17 protein-coding genes and 1 other annotated feature (1 of these 18 running past the window's edge) are annotated in these 22267 nt (G+C 45.1%); of the genes, 15 read left to right on the forward strand and 2 right to left on the reverse strand.

Annotated elements, in window-relative coordinates; translation table 11 throughout:
* Window positions 1–17: a binding site (T-box leader), on the reverse strand (it extends 198 nt beyond the left edge of the window).
* Between the two features lie 64 nt (window positions 18–81).
* Entirely contained in the window at window positions 82–1290 is a 1209-nt protein-coding gene (locus D829_RS0105065; RefSeq protein WP_017687763.1) for a pyridoxal phosphate-dependent aminotransferase, read from the reverse strand.
* A gap of 261 nt (window positions 1291–1551) precedes the next feature.
* Between D829_RS0105065 and D829_RS0105070 the strand changes: the two genes are divergently transcribed.
* The 4 genes from D829_RS0105070 to D829_RS0105085 all read left to right on the forward strand — a co-directional run bounded on the left by D829_RS0105070 (window position 1552) and on the right by D829_RS0105085 (window position 5542).
* The gene (locus D829_RS0105070; protein WP_017687764.1) at window positions 1552–2547 is read left to right on the forward strand and encodes an ABC transporter substrate-binding protein; all 996 of its coding nucleotides are present in this window, start codon (window positions 1552–1554) and stop codon (window positions 2545–2547) included.
* 200 nt (window positions 2548–2747) lie between these two features.
* Window positions 2748–4370, forward strand: a complete 1623-nt coding sequence (locus D829_RS30420) for an AraC family transcriptional regulator (RefSeq protein ID WP_017687765.1) — start codon at window positions 2748–2750, stop codon at window positions 4368–4370.
* 73 nt (window positions 4371–4443) lie between these two features.
* On the forward strand, window positions 4444–5265 hold the full coding sequence (locus tag D829_RS0105080) for a carbon-nitrogen family hydrolase (RefSeq protein ID WP_017687766.1): 822 nt from the start codon (window positions 4444–4446) through the stop codon (window positions 5263–5265).
* Window positions 5266–5356: 91 nt separating this feature from the next.
* Window positions 5357–5542 (forward strand): hypothetical protein, encoded by a 186-nt coding sequence (locus D829_RS0105085; protein ID WP_017687767.1) that lies wholly within the window; start codon window positions 5357–5359, stop codon window positions 5540–5542.
* Window positions 5543–5775: 233 nt separating this feature from the next.
* Here the strand turns inward: D829_RS0105085 and D829_RS0105090 are convergent, their stop codons facing one another.
* Entirely contained in the window at window positions 5776–6696 is a 921-nt protein-coding gene (locus D829_RS0105090; RefSeq protein WP_026081007.1) for a LysR family transcriptional regulator, read from the reverse strand.
* A 368-nt stretch (window positions 6697–7064) separates the two neighbouring features.
* Here D829_RS0105090 and D829_RS0105095 point away from each other — a divergent pair, with 368 nt between their 5' ends.
* The 11 genes from D829_RS0105095 to D829_RS0105145 all read left to right on the forward strand — a co-directional run bounded on the left by D829_RS0105095 (window position 7065) and on the right by D829_RS0105145 (window position 22035).
* The gene (locus D829_RS0105095) at window positions 7065–8978 is read left to right on the forward strand and encodes a beta-glucoside-specific PTS transporter subunit IIABC (RefSeq protein WP_017687769.1); all 1914 of its coding nucleotides are present in this window, start codon (window positions 7065–7067) and stop codon (window positions 8976–8978) included.
* Window positions 8979–9014: 36 nt separating this feature from the next.
* Window positions 9015–9854: a PRD domain-containing protein gene (locus tag D829_RS0105100; protein ID WP_017687770.1), complete on the forward strand. Its 840-nt coding sequence runs from the start codon at window positions 9015–9017 to the stop codon at window positions 9852–9854.
* Between the two features lie 45 nt (window positions 9855–9899).
* Window positions 9900–11357: a glycoside hydrolase family 1 protein gene (locus tag D829_RS0105105; protein WP_017687771.1), complete on the forward strand. Its 1458-nt coding sequence runs from the start codon at window positions 9900–9902 to the stop codon at window positions 11355–11357.
* A 372-nt stretch (window positions 11358–11729) separates the two neighbouring features.
* Window positions 11730–13151 (forward strand): 3-isopropylmalate dehydratase large subunit, encoded by a 1422-nt coding sequence (gene leuC / locus D829_RS0105110; RefSeq protein WP_017687772.1) that lies wholly within the window; start codon window positions 11730–11732, stop codon window positions 13149–13151.
* 31 nt (window positions 13152–13182) lie between these two features.
* The gene (gene leuD / locus D829_RS0105115) at window positions 13183–13785 is read left to right on the forward strand and encodes a 3-isopropylmalate dehydratase small subunit (RefSeq protein ID WP_017687773.1); all 603 of its coding nucleotides are present in this window, start codon (window positions 13183–13185) and stop codon (window positions 13783–13785) included.
* Window positions 13786–14281: 496 nt separating this feature from the next.
* Window positions 14282–15688, forward strand: coding sequence for an N-acetylmuramoyl-L-alanine amidase family protein (locus D829_RS0105120; RefSeq protein ID WP_017687774.1), 1407 nt, complete (start codon window positions 14282–14284; stop codon window positions 15686–15688).
* Between the two features lie 258 nt (window positions 15689–15946).
* Window positions 15947–17356, forward strand: a complete 1410-nt coding sequence (locus D829_RS0105125) for an N-acetylmuramoyl-L-alanine amidase family protein (protein ID WP_017687775.1) — start codon at window positions 15947–15949, stop codon at window positions 17354–17356.
* Window positions 17357–17391: 35 nt separating this feature from the next.
* Window positions 17392–18069 (forward strand): GerMN domain-containing protein, encoded by a 678-nt coding sequence (locus D829_RS0105130; RefSeq protein WP_017687776.1) that lies wholly within the window; start codon window positions 17392–17394, stop codon window positions 18067–18069.
* Window positions 18070–18141: 72 nt separating this feature from the next.
* The gene (locus tag D829_RS0105135) at window positions 18142–20880 is read left to right on the forward strand and encodes an S-layer homology domain-containing protein (protein WP_017687777.1); all 2739 of its coding nucleotides are present in this window, start codon (window positions 18142–18144) and stop codon (window positions 20878–20880) included.
* A gap of 163 nt (window positions 20881–21043) precedes the next feature.
* Complete coding sequence (gene nth / locus D829_RS0105140) at window positions 21044–21739, forward strand: endonuclease III (protein WP_017687778.1); 696 nt, start codon at window positions 21044–21046, stop codon at window positions 21737–21739.
* Between the two features lie 23 nt (window positions 21740–21762).
* On the forward strand, window positions 21763–22035 hold the full coding sequence (locus D829_RS0105145) for a hypothetical protein (protein WP_017687779.1): 273 nt from the start codon (window positions 21763–21765) through the stop codon (window positions 22033–22035).
* Window positions 22036–22267: the final 232 nt, after the last annotated feature.

Genomic DNA, 22267 nt, shown 5'->3' on the forward strand with positions numbered 1-22267 from the left:
CCCGTCATCACGTTTCGTTCAATATTTCTTATAACATACCATGGAAACTTGGCATATGCAAAGGGGTTATCGTCCTGTAAATTACTTGAATAAATTCAGCTTACCAATCCGCTCCGCAGCTTCGCGTAATCGGTTTTCATCACTTAGCAGTCCCGCGCGCACATAGCCTTCGCCATGCGAACCAAAACCAATACCTGGGGCTACGGCCACCTTGGCTTCCCGCAGTAACAAGTCTGCAAATGAAGCTGAGGTATAACCTGCAGGTACAGGCAACCAGCTGAAGAATGAACCTGCGGGTTTCGAAGCTTGCCAGCCAATGGAGGATAGAGCGTCATAAAACGTATTGCGACGCGATTCGTAACGTGAAACCAGCGAGGTCACACATTCCTGGGAGCCAGTCAGTGCTTCCGTTGCCGCAGCTTGAATTCCACCGAAAAGACTGACATAGATATGATCCTGAAGCAGATTGATTTTAGAGACAATCTCTGCATTACCTAGAGCAAATCCAACACGCCATCCAGCCATATTGTATGTTTTGGATAACGTATAGAACTCAATGCCCACTTCTTTGGCACCAGGGGCTTGCAGGAAACTTACGGGACGATGTCCATCGAATCCAATCGCACCGTAAGCAAAATCACTGGCAATGACGATTCGATTTTGAATGGCGAATTCAACCGTATCTTCGTAGAACGAAAGTGGAGCCGTTGCCGACGTTGGATTGTTGGGATAGTTGAGGAACATCAGCTTGGCCTTCTCCCGATCTTCGGCTGTAACAGCTTCGTAATCCGGCAGGAATGCGTTGGACTCCAGCAAAGGCATAAATGACATGTTTGCTTTGGCGAGTGCAATACCAGACCAGTAATCCGGGTAGCCCGGATCTGGAACGAGTACGGTGTCGCCGGGGTTAAGCAGGACCTGAGGTAACTGAACCAACCCGGTTTTGCCTCCGAACAGAATGGCTACTTCAGTCTCGGGGTCCAGATCAACATTGTAATCTTCCTTATAACGTTTGACGACAGCTTCCTTCAGGAAAGAGTACCCTCTAAAAGGGGAGTATTTGTGGTAGAGGGGATTCTCAGCCGACTCTTGCAGTGTTTTCACAATATGAGGGGGTGTAGGTGTATCCGGGTTCCCCTGACCCAGATTGATCACGTCATGTCCACTTGCGATTTCACGATTTACATTTTGAACAAGGGTAGCAAAAAATTGCGTTGGCAGCTGTTTCATCACATCAGAGGTCGGTATCGTAAAGGCTGAACGAGCAGTTGTATGGTCTGAATAGGTCATTAGATTCATCACTCCGGTTTATTAAAAATGGCAAATAGTTCTCATTAATTTATCACGCCAATCCCGAGCTGTATAGAGGGAAATACACTTGAATATACAGTACATAGGAGCAAAGAGCGGAGTATTGTACAAAACGGAAAGTGCTCATTTAGTTTTGTCCATTGAGATGAGAGATACCTTGTTTTATGATAATATCCGATAATGATAATCAATATCATTAACTTATTGCACAACGCACATGATATAGGGGGAGAAATAGAAATGAAAAAGGGCATTCGAAATACGGCAGTATTATTTACGGTTACGTGGTTATCCATTCTGCTGCTGGCTTGTGGAAATCAGGCTGCAAAACCTGCTGCTGGCGCAGATGATTCCAAAGCAGCCACAGAAACGACAGAGACCACGACTGCAATGGAAGAAACGAATGAAGGCGAGACCCGGATATTCAAAGATTGGACCGGTCATGAGGTTGAGGTCCCTGTAAATCCGAAGCGAGTCATCTATCATGGAGAAGTTACCGGGGATCTGCTTGCCCTTGGTGTTGTTCCTGTAGGTATACTGCGTCAAGAGGGAACCGTATACGATGATCAGGTTGCTCAGGCAGAGGATATAGGGTTTCCGATCAGTGTGGAAAAGGCGCTAGCCTTGAATCCCGATCTGATCATTTTCTCGAACAGTGATGAGGCACAATACGATCAGATCGCGAAGGTTGCACCCACGGTTACATTTGATTCGTTCGGTTTAATAGAAGATCGCATGCGTATCCTTGGCGATTTGTTGAATAAGAAGCAAGAAGCGGAGGACTGGATTACGGCTCATCAAAAAGCGACTGAAGAGATGTGGACGCAACTTCATGAGAACGGATTGAAAGAAGGGGAGACCGCTTCGGTATTCACCATGTATCCCGGGAATCGTCTGTTTGTCATGGCGGGTGCAGGATTGCCACAGTTGTTATACGGAAAAGACGGGCTGAAGCCAACCGCGGAAATCCAGAAAGTATTGGATGAAGACATGGGATTTGTAGAGATTTCGACTGAAAAATTATCTGAATTTGCCGGTGATCGAATATTTATTCTGGATCCTGTGACTGACGATGCGAAGCAATCCACCAAGGAATTGCTGGATAGTACAATCTGGAAGAACCTGCCTGCGGTGAAAGAAGGAAAAGTATATCGTTTTAATATCGTAAAAGCTTCTAGTGATGCTCTTTCCAGGGAGTGGCTGTTACAAGAGCTGCCAAAACAGATGATTCAATAATGGTGACGAGCTAGTGAGGCAGCAGTAACACCTTTGAGTAATGCAGATTTAAAAAGTAAAAGGAGCCTTCAACCTTTCGTTGAGCGCTCTTTTTTGCTGATTAAAGTCATATCTGGATTATTGACAATCCCTCGCTTATAATCAGACCATAAAGAATGATTGATAATTATTCTCATTTTAGAAAAACGAGGTGAACCGACATGCAGGCTTTGGATGCCGATGGGGGAGCGTTGTTCTTTTCAGCATTCATGTTTCGGCTGGATCATCTGGTACGACGAATTGAACCACCTGAACAGGTGATGCTGGAAGTTGCTTGCGAGAAACATGCCTTCCTGATCTGCGAAGAAGGAGATGGGCGTTTATATATTGGACATGAACAGTTTCCGTTTACTACGGGATGTGTCTATCCGCTTTCTCCGGGAGAGGGGTACCAGATTGAACATCGTAATAACTCGGAATTGAAATATATCGTAATGGCTTTTGATGTTATTCATGTGCTGACGGGTGATCCTGAGCTCTTTACCCGCCCTGTATTTGAGCACAGAAACCAATTGAATGGTTTTCCCTATGCTCCGTTAAGTGGGCTACTTGAGCAAATGTATGTCATTCGGAATTATAAAACAGATGCCGAGTACAGTCATTTGAATGCACAGTTCCAAAAATGGATGGAGATGATCATTACCCGGTACACTTCTCCCAAGACGGAACAGAGTATGGAAGCAAGACTACACAGTACGATTCAGTATGTTGACGACCATTATGCTGAAGAAATCACTGTACAGAAACTGGCACGCCTTGCGGAGATCAGACCTGTGCAGTTTACGACCCTGTTCAGACAACTCACGGGACATAAGCCGCTTGATTATGTGAATCATGTACGCATTAAACATGCCAAGGAATGGCTTCGCAAATCGGATGAACCGCTTCGGGATATAGCGAGCCGCGTGGGATTTAAGGATGAGTATTATTTCAGCAGGCGTTTTCGCCAAATGACCGGATTATCTCCTCGTCAATATGACAGATCTATTCAACAGCAGACGTTGGTACAAGATTGGTTGGGTCATGATGTGAATATTCCAGTTAACCCGGAGCGAATTATGTATTACGGAGATTCCGCTGGGGATCTGCTGATGCTGGGCATTCAGTTGCTGGGAGATCAGACATATGACGCGGTTGCTCCGGTTAATGTGGAAGCAGCTGTTAACATGAAGCCGGATTTGATTATTTTTGATAGCAGCAATGAACAGCAGTATGAACAACTTTACCGCATTGCACCTACGCTTGCTTACAATTCACATGCCACGTTGGAAGAACGAATGTGCAGATTGGGCAGCTGGTTTGGCAGACAACCTCAGGCTGAACAATGGTTAACCTCCTATGCGGAGCGTACTGAGCAGATGTGGGCGAAGATCCATACTGTGATTGAGAAGGGGGAAACTGCTTCCGTATTTACATACCATCGTGGTGCACGATTATTTGTTATGGGCAATATCGGTTTGGCGCCATTGTTATATCATCCGATGGGATTCAGGCCAGTTACTAAAGTGAAGGAAGCACTTGCGGCAGGCAGAGCCTATAAGGAAATTTCGGCTGAAGCGGTACGTCAGTATGCGGGAGATCATGTATTTGTTATGCTGCCTGAGGAAGTTGTGGCAAGACAGGCTACAGATATGCTGATGAAGAGTCCCAGTTGGCAGGCCCTTCCGGCTGTACAGAATGGGCGGGTATACCCTGTGGAGGAGTCAACTTGGAATGCGGGGGATGCGGTCACGAGTGATCGATTGCTGACCCTGCTCCCTGAGTTGTTGTGTGCAAGTTCATAACAAAAACAGGCTTGCAGTCCTCAAGAGGATCAAGCTATGATAGCAGGTATTACGGTTCAGAGGAGTGCTTGTCATGACAGAAAAACAACAGGGAGAAATGCGTGTAGCCCTGATTCAGGGCGATATTCAGCTCGGAGACCCTGAGGCCAATCATAAACATATGCAGACATTGCTTGAGCGTGCGGTAGAACAATATCCGGATCTGGGGCTGGCTGTGTTACCTGAGATGTGGAATACCGGATACGCTTTAGCTCAAATTCATGAACTCGCTGACCCGGAAGGCCAGAAATCTCGGGAATGGCTGTCTGCTTTTGCTCAAAAACATCAAATATCCATCGTTGGCGGTTCAATTGCTGAGAAACGGGATGGTCAAATATACAATACAATGTACGCTTATGATCGTGAAGGAAAACAGGTAACACGATACGATAAATTACATTTGTTCCGTCTGATGGACGAGGAGAAATATTTACAGCCTGGTGCGGAGCCTGAAATCTTTGAATTACAGAATGGTCTTACAGCAGGTGCTTCGATCTGTTACGACATCCGGTTTCCGGAACTTGCCCGCACCCTTGCTTTAAATGGTGCCAAGGCATTGATTGTACCGGCCGAATGGCCGAACCCTCGTCTGCACCACTGGCGTACGTTACTTACGGCACGAGCCATTGAGAATCAGATGTATGTGATCGCCTGTAACCGTGTAGGTAAAGGGGGAGAGACCGAATTTTTCGGACATTCTCTCATCATTGATCCTTGGGGTGAGATTGTGGCTGAAGGTGGCGAAGGGGAAGAGATCGTGACCGGAATTATTCGTCCATCTCTGGTAGATGAGGTTCGCGGACGTATTCCCGTATTTGAGGACCGTCGACCTGGCGTTTATTTTGGCGAAAAATAAAAATTGAAATAAAATTCTTCAGAAAAAGTGTTTATTCTTCCAGGACGCGGGTAATGATAACTATCCCGTCACCAAGGAGGATGATCAATCAATGGACAACCATGTGAAAGATACGCTCAGGAGACTGGAACAGGATAACACAAGGGAAGATCACTTAAGGGCATTCTTAGAGAATGGAGCAGGAGGGCTATCACCCCCTGATTCAACTGTTCAGGACGAAGGCCGTGTAATGAATCAGCAAAACAGGCTGACAAGCGATCGTAATTTGCGTAAATAAACCGCCAAACATGAAGTTTTCTTATGTACGTTTCTACGTTAACATTATAAATTAGCATTGTAGCTAACAACTTAACAAGCAACATTGTACTGGAACCAGTTACTATGATTGCAATGTAAGAACTCTATCCTGCGGATGCGGGAAACGAGTATATGACAAAGGCTTGGCCCATAAGGGTCAAGCTTTTGTTTTGGTTCAGTATGAAATGTCCCCATACCCATAGGAGAAATTTATTAGTCTCCCTTTGACAGTTCGGCCACGGTTTGTTGAAACGTATGGATGAATGCCTCGGCTGCTTTCGACAGTACTCTTCCTTGACGATAAGCCACAACTAGTGTTCTGCTGGGAGTAGGCTCAGCAAGTGGCACATACACAGGCACGAACTCACTGCGCGGCGCACGGGCGATAAAGCGTGGAACCAGTGTAATGCCCATACCAGTGGCGACCAGTGACTGAACAGTTTCAATATTGGTGCTTTCAAACACAACTTGGGGATCAAAACCAGCCTGCTCACAGAGATCAAATGTAAGTTTGCGGAAGCCCTGTCCTTTTTTCAATACAACAAAGGGTTCATCCCGAAGCTCTTCAATTCGCACAGGAAGCGGATGCTCCGGATCTGCCCTGCTTGCCAAAGGGTGATTCGGGGGAACTGCCAGATCAATCTTTTCCTCTCCAATGGCAACGTAGGCGAGACTTGGCTCTTGTAAAGGAAGAGATAACAGACTGAGATCTGCTTTGCCGCTTGCTGTCAATTTCTCAAGCGTAAGCCCGGAGTCTTCCAACAAGGTAACCTCAATCTCGGGATAAGCTTGTTGGAACGCTGGAAGCACGTGTGGGAGCAAGTGTGAGCCAGTGATCGGCATGCTGCCCACAACGACTTTACCTTTGCGCAGCTGGGAGATGTCTGACATTTCCTGACGCAATAGCTCTACGGCATCTACGATCTTTTGGGCTTGCTCGACAAACGTAACACCGGCATGGGTTAACTCCACGGTACTTGTATTACGCTGAAAAAGGAGTACACCCAATTCTTTTTCCAATTTGGATAATTGCTGGCTTAATGAAGGCTGGGCAATATGCAGCTTCTCGGCTGCCCGGGAGAAATTGCGTTCGGCCGCAATTTGCAGCGTATATTGAAGTTGTCTGAATTCCATCGTCATTGGTCATTCCTTTCTTTATGCCACCATTATATCATTACAGATGAAGAAATCATTAATTTCGCTTAACCGCTTGCACTCCATCAGAAGAGTTGATATACTGATTTTGAAAACGCTTAATAAGAACCACTTACCCGGGTAAAACAAAATCAACGTTTTCATATTGTGACAGCTTCAAGCTTTAGTAAGAATACATTTCAAATGTTCATATTCTTTTTCGTTCACATAATTGAATAACATTCATCCAACGATGGCGTGTTACTGTTCGGCAGGCAAGACCTAGATTGGGTGGGAAGAGTTTCTTTTTCCTACCCTTTTTAGGTCTTTTTTTGTTCCCATCAAGAAGAAATGGCGGAGGTGTCGTTATGAATTCCAAAAAGTTGGCTCAGGAAATTTTGGAGCATGTAGGTGGAAATAATAACATCAATCAAGTAATTCATTGTTCAACAAGATTACGTTTTACACTTAAGAATTCAAAGCTTGCCAATACAGAAGAGATCAAACGGTTGGATGGAGTTATAGGAGCCGTGGATAGTGGCGGGCAATATCAGGTCATCATTGGTAATGATGTAAGTTATGTATATAACGAACTGGCTCCGTTAATAAGCACGGAAACGGCCAGTGATGAGGTTAAGCCTCAGCGGGATTACAGTCCCAAGGCTCTGTTTAATGCCTTTGCCAATATCGTCGCAGGCATCTTCCAACCGATTATTCCGGCTATCGCAGCTTCTGGGATGCTCAAAGCTCTGCTGTTGCTGGCTACCGTTTTCGGGATTATGGCAAAGGAAGATCAGGCTTACGTATTTTTGAACGCGATCGCGGATGCAGGCTTTTATTTCCTGCCTATGCTGCTTGCCTTCTCAAGTGCAAACAAGTTCAAGGCCAATCCATATATAGCCGTATTACTGGGAGGCGTTTTGCTTCATCCAAACATGATTGGTCTTCTGGGTGGAGAGGAACCGGTGTATTTCCTTGGTATGAATGTACCAAATGTGGCTTATGCCACTTCCGTTATCCCAATTATTTTGACCGTTTGGTTTATGTCGTATATTGAACGCTTCGCTGATAAAGTATCACCCGGTCCTGTGAAAATATTTTTGAAGCCGCTCATTGTTATCCTGATCGTTGCCCCCATTTCATTGATTGCACTTGGTCCATTAGGCACATATATCGGAACAGGAATGTCGGAGGCTGTCTTCTGGATACAGGATAAAGTCGGCTGGGTAACTGTCGTTATTATGTCGATGTTGATGCCATTTATCGTGATGTTTGGGATGCACAAAGTGTTTTATCCTGTGATCTTTGGTGCAATTGCTTCACCAGGTTACGAGACGCTGTTCCTCGTTTCAATGCTTGCTGCCAATATGGCACAAGGGGGAGGGTCACTCGCTGTAGCTTTCAAATCGAAAGACCCAAAAATGAAACAGATCGCTCTTTCTGCCGGAATTTCCGGTATGTTCGGGATTACTGAACCAGCAATCTACGGGGTGCATCTCCGTTTGAAAAAGACATTTTTGGCATGCCTCATTGGCGCAGGTGCGGCGGGCATGTTCGCGGGAATCGTCAATCTGAAGGCGTATACAGCAGTTGGCCCTGGTCTTGCCACATTGCCGATCTTTGTCAGTGATGATCCCAACAATATTTTATATGCCCTGATTACGGTTGCGATTTCTTCCGTTATTGCCTTTGTAGGCGTGTTCCTTATCGGGTTTCAAGATACAGCAGCAAGTGCGGAGTCTGGTAAAGCGGGTAAGCCATCTGCTGAGCCCGTTTCTCCAGTCCGTATGGATTCTCAGTCGCAAACTTCGGCTTCCGGCATGAAGTCCAAAAAAGTGGTGTTTGCTCCATTGGAAGGTAAAGTTCTGCCTCTAAGAGAGGTGAAGGATGAGGCCTTCTCGCAAGAAGCCATGGGACAAGGTATGGCCATTCAGCCAAGTGTTGGGAAGGTGTTTGCTCCGTTTGATGGTACCGTTGAGACGGTGTTCCGTACCAAACATTCCATCGGTCTGAGATCGGTAGAGGGGGTAGAACTTCTGATTCATGTCGGATTGGATACGGTGAAACTGAAAGGCCAGCATTTTGATGTAAAAGTGAACGAAGGAGAACAGATCTCTCATGGTCAGCTCCTGATCGAATTTGATCTTGAAGCGATACAAGCCGCAGGTTATGACACTACGACCCCTGTAATTGTGACCAATTCATCGGATTATCTGGAGATACTGGGCAATGAAACTGCGGCGACAACAGGACCGGGGAAACCATTAATTACGGTGTTATAACTAGCTGAAATATGAATGAAAGGCAGGCAGCCTGATATGGAAGTCATAAAAATACTGAATTCGAGCATTGTTCTTGCCAGACGTAGTGAGGATGATAAGGAAATTATTGTGATGGGAAAGGGCATCGGCTACAGGAGCAAACCGGGAGATGCCGTGGGGGAGGATGAGATCGAGAAGATCTATGTCCTTGAAAATGAAACGATCTCTTCGGATCTCACCGCCCTGATGAAGGAAACGCCAAAAGAATATCTGATTCTGGCTGATGAAATCATCTCTCACGCCAAACATACATTGTCCCGCCATCTGAGTGATCATCTCTATGTTGCATTAACGGATCACCTGTATATGGCCATGAAGCGATTCAAGGACAATATGACGATCCAGAACCGAATGCTGTGGGAAGTTAAAAAGTTCTACCCGCAGGAGTTCAGCATCGGGTTGCATGGCCTGTCTCTCATTCAAAAACAGCTTGGTCTTTCCCTGCCCGAAGAGGAAGCGGCGAATATCGCCTTTCATCTCGTTAATGCGCAGCAGAATGATGACAATATGAATCAGGTCATGATGATGACCAATACAGTCAAGGATGTACTCAATATTATTAAAATTCACTATCAAGTGGAGCTGGATACACACAGCATTAACTATTCACGCTTTTTGACCCATCTGCAGTTCTTCATTCAACGGCTTTTTGAGCATAAAACCTTAAACACACAGGATCATGAGCTCTTTGAGCAGATCGCAAGCAAATATCCACAGGAAGAAGCCTGCGTACTGCTAATCAAGGATTATATTGAAGCCCGGTTTGAACATACGATCTCCAATGAAGAGATGATGTATTTGATTATTCATATCAATCGGGTCATGAGTCGCAATTGAGCAAGAATGAAAGAGTCACAGAGATAATCCAAGGAGGAATACACAATGACCAATACAACAAGAACGTTTCCAGAAGATTTTCTATGGGGAGGGGCAATAGCTGCCAATCAGGCAGAAGGAGCGTGGAATGTGGGTGGCAAAGGTCTATCTACAGCCGACATTGCTATCTATCGAAAAGGTGTAGCCAAGAGTGAGTATAAGAAACATAATGCCATTAATGAAGAACAGATCAAGGCTGCGATGACGTCTACCTCGGATAGAGAATATCCGAAACGCAGAGGCATTGATTTCTACCATCGTTACGAGGAGGATCTCGCCCTGTTTGGAGAGATGGGACTCAAAACGTTGCGACTATCCATTGCATGGACCCGAATTTTCCCTAATGGCAACGAAACAGAGCCGAATGAAGCCGGTTTACAGTTCTATGACCGTGTTATTGATGGCATGCTGAAACAAGGGATCGAACCATTGATTACGTTATCGCATTATGAAATGCCGATGTATCTGGTGAATCACCATGGTGGATGGACGGATCGGAAAGTCGTCGAGTATTTTGTTCACTTTTGCAAAACCGTGTTCACCCGTTATAAGGACAAAGTGAAGTATTGGATTACATTTAATGAAATTGACAGCATTGTTCGTCATCCGTTTACGAGTGGTGGTATTGTTCCGGAGCGTTTCGAAAATGTGGAGAAGGCTGTATATCAGGGGTTGCACCATCAATTTGTAGCGAGTGCGCTCGCAGTGAAATACTGTCATGAGATCATTCCTGACTCTCAGATTGGATGTATGCTTACCAAACTGACGACATACGCTCATACATGTAATCCCGAAGACGTACTCGTTGCTTCCCGGGATAATCAATTCAATCTTATGTTTACGGACGTACAGGTACGGGGAGCGTATCCATACTTTACGAAGAGATTTTTTGCCGAAAAAGGGATTAACCTCGATATGCTTGCGGGGGATGAGGAGATTCTGAAAGTACACACTGTGGACTTTATCTCATTCAGTTATTATATGTCCCTGGTATCCAGTGTGGATGGCGACCGATTGGAGCAGGTGAGTGGCAATACAACTGGAGGGGTGAAGAACCCGTATCTCCAAACGAATGATTGGGGCTGGCAGATTGACCCGGTAGGTCTGCGCATCTCACTGAATGAACTGTATAGCCGTTATGAGGTGCCCTTGTTTATCGTTGAAAATGGGATTGGAGCGGTAGACACGATTGAAGCTGATGGTAGCATTCAGGATGATTATCGTATTGATTATTTCCGCTCTCACATTGAACAGATGCATGAAGCGATTCTGGACGGTGTTGAACTGCTGGGCTATACCAGTTGGGGAGTGATTGATCTGATTAGTTATTCTTCTTCAGAGATGGAGAAACGATATGGCTTTATTTATGTAGATCAGGATAATGACGGCAATGGAACACTGGAGAGAAAACGCAAGAAGAGTTTCTATTGGTACAAAGATGTGATTGCGAATAACGGTTTGTAATACAGTAGTCGGACAAGTACTCTCTATAGAAGTCGTCGATATGATAATTTTCATTTTATAACAGAAACTAGCAAAGCAGCTCTGGATTCAGGGCTGTTTTTTTATGTTATAGATAAAAAGCATTGACAGCGAAGCAGCGGAAACGTAGTATAAGACTTATCTGATAATGATAATTGTTATCAATTGAAACCTCTGTGATAAGCAGTGGTTTATTTGTCTTTCTCTCATCATAGGTTAAACCTATTACATCTATAGATATTATATCTTGGAACAATGAAGGACAGGGTGATATATTTATGTCATTCAAGAGCTTCACTTTTTAAAGAAAACAGAGGCTCTTCCAAGGACCGAACTTATAATGAGGTGAAAATGATGAGTAAAAAAACGATGTTTGAGAAAATTTGGGAAAATCACGTAATTCATCAAGAAGAAGGCAAACCAAGCATTCTGTATATCGATCTGCATCTGGTGCACGAAGTAACTTCTCCACAGGCATTTGAAGGTCTTCGTCTGAGCGGACGTAAAGTTCGTCGCCCTGAACTGACATTTGCGACAATGGACCACAACGTTCCAACGAAAGACCGTTTCAACATTACAGATCCTATCTCCAAACAACAAATTGATACACTTTCGCAAAACTGCCGTGATTTCGGCGTGAAATTGTATGATCTGGACACGATTGATCAAGGCGTTGTACACGTTATGGGACCTGAACTGGGTCTGACTCACCCGGGTAAAACGATTGTATGTGGTGACAGTCATACGTCCACACACGGTGCGTTTGGCGCACTGGCATTCGGAATCGGAACAAGTGAAGTTGAGCACGTTATGGCAACTCAATGTTTGCAACAAGCAAAAGCCAAAACGATGGAAGTTCGTTTTGTTGGCAAACGTAACCGGGGTGTAACCGCTAAAGATATGATCCTCGCTGTCATCGCCAAATACGGTACAGACTTTGCAACAGGTTATGTTATTGAGTACACAGGCGAATCCATCCGTGAGTTGAGCATGGAAGAGCGTATGACGGTCTGCAACATGTCCATCGAAGGTGGAGCAAGAGCAGGATTGATCGCTCCGGATGAAACAACATTCGAATATCTGCGTGGACGTGAGTACGTACCAGCGGATGCGAAGTTTGATGAAGCTGTAGAGGGTTGGAAACAACTTGTAACAGATGAAGGTGCCGAGTTCGACCATGTGGTTGAAATTGATGTGGAGACATTGATTCCGCAAGTAACTTGGGGAACAAGCCCAGGTATGGGAACCGACATTTCTTCGAAAGTTCCTGTTCCGGCTGAATTGCCTACAGAAAACGAACGCAAAGCGGCTGAAAAAGCGCTTGAATATATGGGACTTGAACCGGGAACACCAATCGCCGAGATTCCAATTGATTATGTATTTATCGGTTCTTGCACCAATGGACGGATCGAAGATCTGCGTGCAGCAGCACAAGTGGCTAAAGGTCACACCGTATCCAGTCAGGTTACAGCAATTGTTGTACCAGGCTCAGGACGTGTTAAAATTCAGGCTGAACAAGAAGGTTTGGATAAAATCTTTACGGAAGCCGGATTTGAATGGCGTGATGCGGGATGCAGTATGTGTCTGGCGATGAACCCGGATGTATTGAAGCCAGGACAACGTTGTGCTTCGACGTCCAACCGTAACTTTGAAGGACGCCAAGGACGCGGAGGACGTACGCACCTGGTATCTCCGGCAATGGCAGCAGCAGCAGCGGTTAAGGGTCACTTTGTAGACGTACGGGATTGGAATTTCAAAACAGAAGCAGCGATCTAATCTATGACAGACAGAAGGGAGAACGTTTAATATGGAAGAATTCAAAACATTACAAGGCATCGTTGCACCGGTAGACCGGGTCAATGTAGATACAGACGCAATCATTCCGAAACAGTTTCTGAAACGGATTGAACGTACCGGATTTGGACAATTTTTGTTCTATGAATGGCGTTTTGATGAAGAGGGCAACAATATTGCTTCCTTCGAAATGAACAAACCTCGTTATGAAGGGGCATCCATCCTGATCTCACGTGCCAACTTTGGCTGTGGATCTTCCCGTGAGCATGCGCCATGGGCGATTCTGGACTATGGATTCCGTTGTGTCATCGCTCCATCTTATGCAGACATCTTCTATAATAACTGCTTTAAGAACGGAATCTTGCCAATCAAGCTGTCAGAAGAGCAAGTTGAAGACTTGTTCCAACGTACAGCGACTCATGAAGGCTATGAGATGAATGTAAGTCTGGAAAATAAAACGATTACTGATGCATACGGACTGCATATCGATTTTGATCTGGATGAGCATCGTCGTCAATTCCTGTTGCAAGGACTGGACGATATCGGTCTGACTCTTCAACATGATGATGAAATCGCTGCTTACGAACAACGCCACGCGGCAAAACTGTTCGGTTAATCGTTAAAGTATTGCATAGCAGAAAGCTTCTGCCTCGCCAAAGGGACCTTGTTCCCATCGGTGAGACAGAAGCTTTTTTTTAATATCAGAAGCTAAATTAACTTAATGAGTCATCTATACATAGAGCTCCTGATTCTTCTTGGCTGAATACTTCAATAATCCCTGTCATCTTCAGTTCTCTGGATCATTTTTTTTGCAATACTTCCTGTTCCGATATATGTATATTTTGAAGTTGCATTAATAGATGGAATATCGTCAATTTATGACATCATGGATACGGAATCCATATACATTCATGTAAAAGAGATTATGTTCTTGAATGTGATCTGCTTTTTAATCTTATTTCCGACTGAATATGACAACGTTGTAACCGGATGAAGGGACAATATCTGATAAACTGATTAGTAGATTATGGAAGGTTACATAGCGTCTTTGATGTTACGCTGCAGAGAATCAGGTCGGATGTTCAAAAGACAAAAAGAATGGTGGATGAGGTATGAAAAAATGGTCGGCAGCAGTCGTTTTTCTTCTGTTCCTGTGTTTATTCCCAGTCATGGCCCATGCAGACACCACTCCCTCGATTGTACTCGACGGTGTAACCATTAACCAGCAGACGGGTGCACCTGCAGAGAATATCGGGAAAACGGTCATGGTTCCAATTCGAATTGTATCCGAGAACCTGGGTTATAAGGTGAAGTGGGAGAAGGAAACTCAGTCAGTCCAGGTTCAAAAAGGAAACAGCATGATCCAAATGACGGCTGGTAAAGATGCAGCTACAGTGAATGGAAACGTGGTGAATCTGGATTCGCCCCCACTCATCAAACAGGGAACGACGCTTGTTCCGTTACGCTTTGTCGGGGAAGGCATGGGTCTGCGTGTTGGTTGGGACAATGGAACCAAGACAGTAAGCCTATTTAGTATTCCTCCAGTAGTTGGAACGGAAGGTGACAGTGACCCCGTCGAGACGCCTGTCCCGGACGGTCTGACAGAACTTCAAGGCATCAGCTTCAGCGGAGATCGCTTGATTGTAGTGACAAACGGTAATATTAGCCCCAAAGTATCCAGAATTAGTGGGCCAGACCGTATTATTGTTGATCTGCCTGCAGCGACATTCTCTCAGGAATTCATTCAGGGACAAGCATCTAATCCGGATGGCAGTGGACAGATTCTCGTTACGGATTCATCGATAGTTTCCAAAGTCCGGTATGCCATGTTCAGTAAATCGCCTTCTACCGTGCGTGTCGTTCTGGATCTGAATCAGACGGCTACAGCCAAATGGTCTGTTGGAGATAACAATGTCTTGCTCGTTGACCTGACAGCCACGAGTGGAGAACCGACAAGCCAACCGGCAGCACCTACCAATGATGGTAAAACGATTGTGGTCATTGATCCGGGACATGGTGGTCGTCAATCGGGTGCAGTGAGTTTGTCAGGAGCTTATGAGAAGGATTTCAATCTGGCTGTAGGGCTTAAGGTACAGGCAGTCCTTCAACAATACCCAAATATTCAAACGGTCATTACACGCCAGGATGATACAGAACTTTCGCTCAAACAGCGTGTGGATATTGCTGAATTGAATCAGGCAGATGTTTTTGTATCCATTCATGGAAACAAATTCACTACACCGGTACCAAACGGCATTGAAACGCTCTACAGTCGTAAAGAAAGCAAGACATTGGCTGATACTCTTCACAAATATGTGTTGCCGGTAACAGGACTCAAGGATCGGGGAGTCAAAACGGCAAGTCTGCATGTGACCCGGGAAACAACTATGCCTGCAGTCCTCCTTGAACTAGGATTTCTTAGTAATCCTACGGATGAAGCGCTGATGCTTACTGAGGATTATCAGAATAAATGTGCACAGGCGATTGTGGACGGAATCGTTGAATTTTTGGGACTGTAAATTGAATTGTGCGCAAATATGAAGGTTAGGATAGTACGTTGTTTAGAGATGTATATTTGATAAATAAGGAAAAAAGAAGGCATTAAAATGTAAAAAAAGCTTGATCTGACAACGTTTTTTTTCTGTTATGTTGGAATATATTCGCAACTTTTGAGAGCGAGGGGCGTCTAATAGGTGTCTGGTAATGCCCAAGCGGTCAGTCGGAGTTGGAAAATGACAACATGCGGCAAAAAAATATGAGAATGGTAGGGGTGAAGGATGAAGAAGTTCGGTTTTTTGGTACTGTTATTTGTCTTTGGGCTCGTATTCCCGGGCTATAGTCACGCAGCAACAGACACGAAAATTATCCTAGACGGAAAAGAAATCGTACAGCCATCGGATACAAAAGCGGAAATTATCAACAGCAAGGTGATGGTTCCGATCCGGGTTGTGTCCGAAAATCTTGGATATAGCGTGGAGTGGAAGCAGCAAACGCAAACGGTGACTATCAGCAAAGACAACACTGCCATGCAGATGATTGTTGGACAGAAGACGGCAACGGTGAACGGCAGTAACGTAAACCTGGATGCCCCGCCACTCGTTAAAAACGGTACTACACTCGTGCCTCTCCGATTTATTGGTGAGGAAATGGGTCTTAAGGTGGGTTGGAACAACACCACGAAGACGGTAACATTAGTTACCCAGAATTCAGGTTCCGGAAACGGGACAACCACTCCTCCGAACTCTGGCAATAATGGCGGGGGATCGGATCAGGAAGGTCTTGTACTGGTGAACGGCATCAGCTTCAGCGACAACCGCCTCATGATCGCAACAAGCGGAAGTACGAAGCCGAACGTCTTCACGATGACAGGACCAGATCGAATCGTTATAGACTTGCCGAATACCGCATTTGCTGATTCATTCAGTGAAGGACAGGCTCTAGACAGCAACCAGAATGGACAACTCGTCGTTAGCGGCTATCCGGATGTGTCTAAGATTCGTTACTCGTTATACAGCAACAGTCCATCTACAATTCGTTTTGTGATCGATCTGTCCAGTTCAAAAGGGTACAGTGTGCAAAATGATTCCGGACTGGTCATGATTAACCTCGACAATCAAAGTGGTACACCTGCTCCTCCAGTTGGTAATAATGGCAACAAAGTTGTCGTTATCGATGCAGGTCACGGAGATCAGGATCCTGGGGCAATCGGTGTAACTGGTAAACGCGAAAAAGACTTCAATCTGGCAATGGCTCTGAAAGTGGAAGCCTTGTTGAAAAAAGAATCCAAAATTGACGTTGTGTTAACGCGCAGCGATGATACATTTTTGGCATTGAAAGAACGTGTGAAGATTGCACAAGACATAAAAGCGGATATTTTCATCTCCATTCATGCTAACAGTGGCCCTACTGCTGCGAACGGTGTAGAGACATTCTATACACGCTCCAACAGCAAAGCACTTGCTACAGTGATGCACAAGTATCTTTTGCAGTCTTCCGGACTGAAAGATCGTGGAGTGAAAACGGCAAGTCTCCATGTGACCCGTGAAACGACAATGCCAGCAGTTCTGCTGGAAGGTGGATTCCTTAGCAATAAGAGCGACGAAGCAGCCCTGTTCACTGAGAGTTTCCAGAACAGTGTTGCCAAAGGCATTGTTGCAGGAATCAAGGAGTATCTGGGAATTAAATAAGGGACAAGCCCTTATGTTGAGGAGGCGGAGTTAGAATGAACAAGAAAATATGGATTGCAGCCTTGCTGGTAACGGTTATGGCAGTTGCTGCTGGATGTGGAAGCAAGCCAACAGCTGCTCCGAATCAGACGCAAGGCGCAGGAACTGAAAACAATGTGACCGAGGTTGAAGGCGAAACAATTACCGAACCGGTAACTGCTGATCCTGAAGAGAACACAACACCTACAGAATCGACGGAAGGCAGTTCGGAGGAAACGACTACAACTACTCCGCCAAGCGAAACGTCTACGGAGAAGCCGGCAACTTCCGAAAGTAATGAAAAGAAAACGATCACTGTATTCTATACGGATGAAGAAGAACTGGAGTTGCACAAAGCTTCGGCAGAGATTTCATACGCATCGGATGATGCCAAATATAAAGCTGCCTTTGAATCACTGCAACAGAGCAAAGATGCTAAACTTGTTCCGCTGTGGTCTAAAGAAATTGAATTGAAGTCTGTTCAGTTCAAGGATGGAGCTCTTACGCTGGATATTCATATGCCAGATACGGCACGTCTTGGAGCAGGTGGAGAATCTTATGCGCTGGATGCTCTAAAACAAACGTTCTTCCAGTTTGATGAAGTGAAATCACTTGATTTACTGGTGGATGGTCAGCAGATTGAGAGTCTGATGGGCCATGTGGATCTTGAACATCCAATGACAAGATCCGAATAGGCTGTACAGCATGCTCTTGTACCGTGAATCCACGGAATATGGGTCGTTTTACATGAGAGAGGGGAATCATAGGTGACTTTTAAATATAACCATACATCACACTCTAAAAAAGTAGTATCAGCCGTGCTTGCAGGCATGATGGCCCTTAGCGCCGGCGGAGCTGCCATGGCAGCAGAATCAACAGAAACGGGGCAGGATCAGACTGCTGCAATAACAAATACGGCTGCACCAACTGGTTTGTTCAGTGACATCAAGGTCGGATACTGGGCTGAAAAACATGTGTACAAACTGGCATATCAAGGTATTCTTCTCGGTAACAACGGCCTGTTCCGTCCAGGAGACGCGGTAACACAGCAAGAAGCTGTAACGATGGCAATCCGTTTTATGAATCAAGAGGGCCAGTTGAAAACCGACACGGCTGCGGCATTACCGACAAACATGGAAGTGGGAAATTATTTCAAGCCATATGTCGCGCTGGCACTTCAACTGGGACTGATTGACAAAACGGAAGAATCAACGGTGGATGTATCCAAGACCTCCTGGGGTCAAAAGCCGGCTTCACGGGAATGGATTACGAAATTGTTAATCCGTTCATTGGACAAGGAAGCTGAAGCGAAGGCACAAAATAATCAATCTACCGGATTTGCTGATAATGCAAGTATTTCCGAAAGCGGTAAAGGTTATGTCAATCTGGCTGTTAGCCTGGATCTGGCCAAAGGTGTGGAAGGCAACAAATTCAATCCAACCGGTTCCGTAACCCGTGCTCAACTGGCTACCTTCTTCAGTCGTGGTGAATCGTTAACGGATACAACGTACCCGAACACATCCACGGGTTATGTGACAGGATTGAAAGATGGGCAGATCACGCTGGTTGTGGACGGCAAAGCCGTTAACTTCGCAGTGAACAGCAGTACGCCTTACTTTACGAAAGACAGTGAGACTCGTGCTTCCGCCACAGATGTGAAACTATATACGAAAGTTATGGTTGTAGGTTCGGCAGGTGGGGCTTCCTATGTGGAAGTCGTTGATGCTACACCGCAGGTGGAAAGTGTTGAAGGTACATTTGCACGTTCATTGTCTGGTAATAAAATTGGTATCTTTGTGGGCGAGAATTACGAAACGTACAGTTATGATGAGGCAACTGCATTCATCGATCAGAATGGTAATGCAATCAAGCTGTCCGATATTACGGCAGATAGCATCATTGAAGTACAGCGTGAGACGTTCTCGGCTGACAAAAAAACAGTCGCTATTCGTGTGAAATCCGGCATTGTTAACAAGAGTGACAATGGCGTAATTGCTGAAGTATCCACTTCTGGAAAAACGATCAAACTTGTCAATGCAGCGGGTGCTACAGAGCAGTTTGCATACAATGACAATCTGCTTATCACATATCAAAACCGCATCATGTCAGTGGCTGATCTCAAAGCCGGCAGTGCCGTGAAATACACCGTAAAGGACAGTGTTTTGCAAACTATCACATTGTCTCAAGGTGTGGAGCAATCTGTGCGCGGAACATTGGTTGAGATCGGTGGCAACCAGTCCACGTTAACGTTCAAACGTGAAGGGGGTTCCCTTGAGGCGAAACTGCTGACTGAAAAGCCGGAAGTTATTATTAATGGTATTCAGGATGCGACGCTCAATGATCTCATCACAGATGCAACGAACGGTGATCAGGTGGAGTTGTCATTGAACTCTGACGATCAGGTAACACGTATTCAGGTGATTGGACGTCAAATGGAACCTATGAGCGGAGTAACGGTTGTATCTTACAACAGCAAAACAAAGGTACTTACCGTACTGGACAACAACAAAAAACCGTTTGTATTTACATTGGACGAAAAAACCAAACTGGACTACAATACGACCAAACCTACACTCGCTGGTCTGGAGTCGATTTTAAATGATGGTCGCAAATTGGATCTGACCTATGTGGGAACACGTGCGTTGTCCGTTAAAGTGATTTACAAGTACGAAGGTACGATCAGCAATATTGACACATCGGGCAGAAAAATCAGTTTGTTGTCTGGTAATCAGACGATTACAGTGCCTTACACTACCTTACCTACGGTTGAGATCTATAACAAATCGGGCGCAAGTCTGGGAGATTTGAAGATTGGTGACAAAGTGACCCTAACGCTTGGAGCAAATCAGGATGTAGTGCAGAAGGTTGCACTGAACACTGTGGCTCAATTCGAAGTGGTTGCCTTGGAAGCAAATAGTCGTATTCGAGTAAAATCCGATCTGTTGACAAGTCAGTTCTACGTGGATCAAGCGGTACTGACAGGAGAGAGTGGTCAGACGATCACACCTTCACAACTGACAGCAGGCAACCTGATTAATGTAACGTTTGAAGGGGCTACGCCAAAAGCGGTTCAAGTCGTGAAGCGTACGCTGGCTGAAGTTACAGCGGTGGATGCTTCATCCGTGACGCTCAAGCAGTTTAACGGCCAGACTGAAACCGTGCCTGTTAGCGGTTCTGTTAAAGTCGTAAAATCTGGCTCCACATTAACTTCACTGACGAGTCTTACGGTCGGGGATCGTGTGGAAATGACAAAAGATACGGATAATTCCACACGCTTCAGAGTACTAACTGTCATGAGCAAACAATTCTGGTCTTATGATGGCGTTGGTAACCAGATTTTGGTTAAACGTGAAACGACAGCAGACACCAACTATCGTTTTGCACTCGGATCAAGTGTATTTGTTCACCAGGGTGACAATACTTTAAGCGTGCAATCTCTCAGAGATAATGATAATATTGTATTGTATCTCCTGAACAATGTTATTCTGGAGATTCAAAAACAGTAATCGTTTCTTTTCGAGGATCAAAAGAATGACCGTCTTGATACGGGATCTTTCCCGCATCAAGACGTTTTTTTTGCAAGCTTTTTGAGGTCCCCGCAAAGTACTCGGATGAAGCTTCGAAGTAAGGCTCCGTAGAGTGGAGTCATTTTGTGGGAGGTAGCTCTTCATGAATGCAGCGACGGTTAGACATATACTCGAAACTATGGAAGCAATGTTTCCTGATGCACATTGCGAATTAAATCACAGCAATGCATTTGAATTGACGGTAGCTGTCCTTTTGTCTGCCCAGTGCACCGATGAAACGGTTAACAAGGTAACCGCAGATTTGTTCCAGAAGTACAGAAGCCCAGCAGATTATCTGGAGGTTCCTCTCGAAGAGTTGGAACAGGATATTCGGCGAATCGGTTTGTATCGGAACAAGGCCAAGCATATTCAGAACATGTGCCGAATTTTAATAGAGCAGTATGGCGGTGATGTACCGCAGGAACATGATCAGCTTGTGACGCTACCAGGTGTCGGGCGGAAAACCGCGAATGTAGTTGTTTCCAATGCGTTTGGAGTACCAGCAATTGCGGTAGATACTCATGTTGAACGTGTATCCAAGCGGCTGGCGCTTGCAGGTTGGGATGACTCCGTACTTGAAGTCGAAAAGAAACTAATGAAGCGCGTACCCCGGGACGAGTGGACTTTAACTCACCACCGGTTTATATTTTTTGGACGCTACCATTGCAAGGCACAGAACCCTGCGTGTCATATCTGTCCATTGCTGGACATATGCAGGGAAGGAAAAAAACGTATGAAAACGTCCCAAATCAGGAAAGATAAGGAACGTGTCACCACCCGAAAACGAAAAATAAATTAATGAGCAGAAAAGGATGAATAATCATGAAATGCATTTCCGTGTACACTGACAATTTTGAGGCCTTCTCCGATATCTTTGAACAAATCGTTGAACAGGAAATGGCTGAAAATGAAGAAAAAGAAGTAGAAGGCATCACAGTAAGCCACTCTGGCGACGTGCCTGAACATTATCTGGAGCGTATGTCCGTTAAACCAGAAGTTGTTGTTATGAGAGACAAAGGCAGAGACATTACAATTCTGCAACATGGACAAGTATTTGAAATCTTGCTGCCTTCTATGGAGAACGCAGTTTCATAAGAAGTGATTACACTATTGGTTCTGTTGTATTAATGTCATGAGGATCGTTGTGGTAAAAGTGATCGCATCGCATTCATGCAACAGACACTTGGCGTAAGCATTTTGTTAAATACCGAGTATAGAACGTACTTAGAGATAAAACCGACTTGTTCGGTTTTATTTTTTTTATGGCTTTAGCCAGTTGAGTGCGTGAAACGCGCGAAACAAAAAACCACCCGCTATGCGGGTGGAG

Source organism: Paenibacillus sp. PAMC 26794, from assembly GCF_000316035.1.
Taxonomy (GTDB): domain Bacteria; phylum Bacillota; class Bacilli; order Paenibacillales; family Paenibacillaceae; genus Paenibacillus.

Coding starts and splice junctions, on each gene's coding strand:
- D829_RS0105065 (WP_017687763.1), bottom strand. CDS start 1,290: ATGACCTATTCAGACCATACAACTGCTCGTTCAGCCTTTACGATACCG.
- D829_RS0105070 (WP_017687764.1), top strand. CDS start 1,552: ATGAAAAAGGGCATTCGAAATACGGCAGTATTATTTACGGTTACGTGG.
- D829_RS30420 (WP_017687765.1), top strand. CDS start 2,748: ATGCAGGCTTTGGATGCCGATGGGGGAGCGTTGTTCTTTTCAGCATTC.
- D829_RS0105080 (WP_017687766.1), top strand. CDS start 4,444: ATGACAGAAAAACAACAGGGAGAAATGCGTGTAGCCCTGATTCAGGGC.
- D829_RS0105085 (WP_017687767.1), top strand. CDS start 5,357: ATGGACAACCATGTGAAAGATACGCTCAGGAGACTGGAACAGGATAAC.
- D829_RS0105090 (WP_026081007.1), bottom strand. CDS start 6,696: ATGGAATTCAGACAACTTCAATATACGCTGCAAATTGCGGCCGAACGC.
- D829_RS0105095 (WP_017687769.1), top strand. CDS start 7,065: ATGAATTCCAAAAAGTTGGCTCAGGAAATTTTGGAGCATGTAGGTGGA.
- D829_RS0105100 (WP_017687770.1), top strand. CDS start 9,015: ATGGAAGTCATAAAAATACTGAATTCGAGCATTGTTCTTGCCAGACGT.
- D829_RS0105105 (WP_017687771.1), top strand. CDS start 9,900: ATGACCAATACAACAAGAACGTTTCCAGAAGATTTTCTATGGGGAGGG.
- leuC (WP_017687772.1), top strand. CDS start 11,730: ATGAGTAAAAAAACGATGTTTGAGAAAATTTGGGAAAATCACGTAATT.
- leuD (WP_017687773.1), top strand. CDS start 13,183: ATGGAAGAATTCAAAACATTACAAGGCATCGTTGCACCGGTAGACCGG.
- D829_RS0105120 (WP_017687774.1), top strand. CDS start 14,282: ATGAAAAAATGGTCGGCAGCAGTCGTTTTTCTTCTGTTCCTGTGTTTA.
- D829_RS0105125 (WP_017687775.1), top strand. CDS start 15,947: ATGAAGAAGTTCGGTTTTTTGGTACTGTTATTTGTCTTTGGGCTCGTA.
- D829_RS0105130 (WP_017687776.1), top strand. CDS start 17,392: ATGAACAAGAAAATATGGATTGCAGCCTTGCTGGTAACGGTTATGGCA.
- nth (WP_017687778.1), top strand. CDS start 21,044: ATGAATGCAGCGACGGTTAGACATATACTCGAAACTATGGAAGCAATG.
- D829_RS0105145 (WP_017687779.1), top strand. CDS start 21,763: ATGAAATGCATTTCCGTGTACACTGACAATTTTGAGGCCTTCTCCGAT.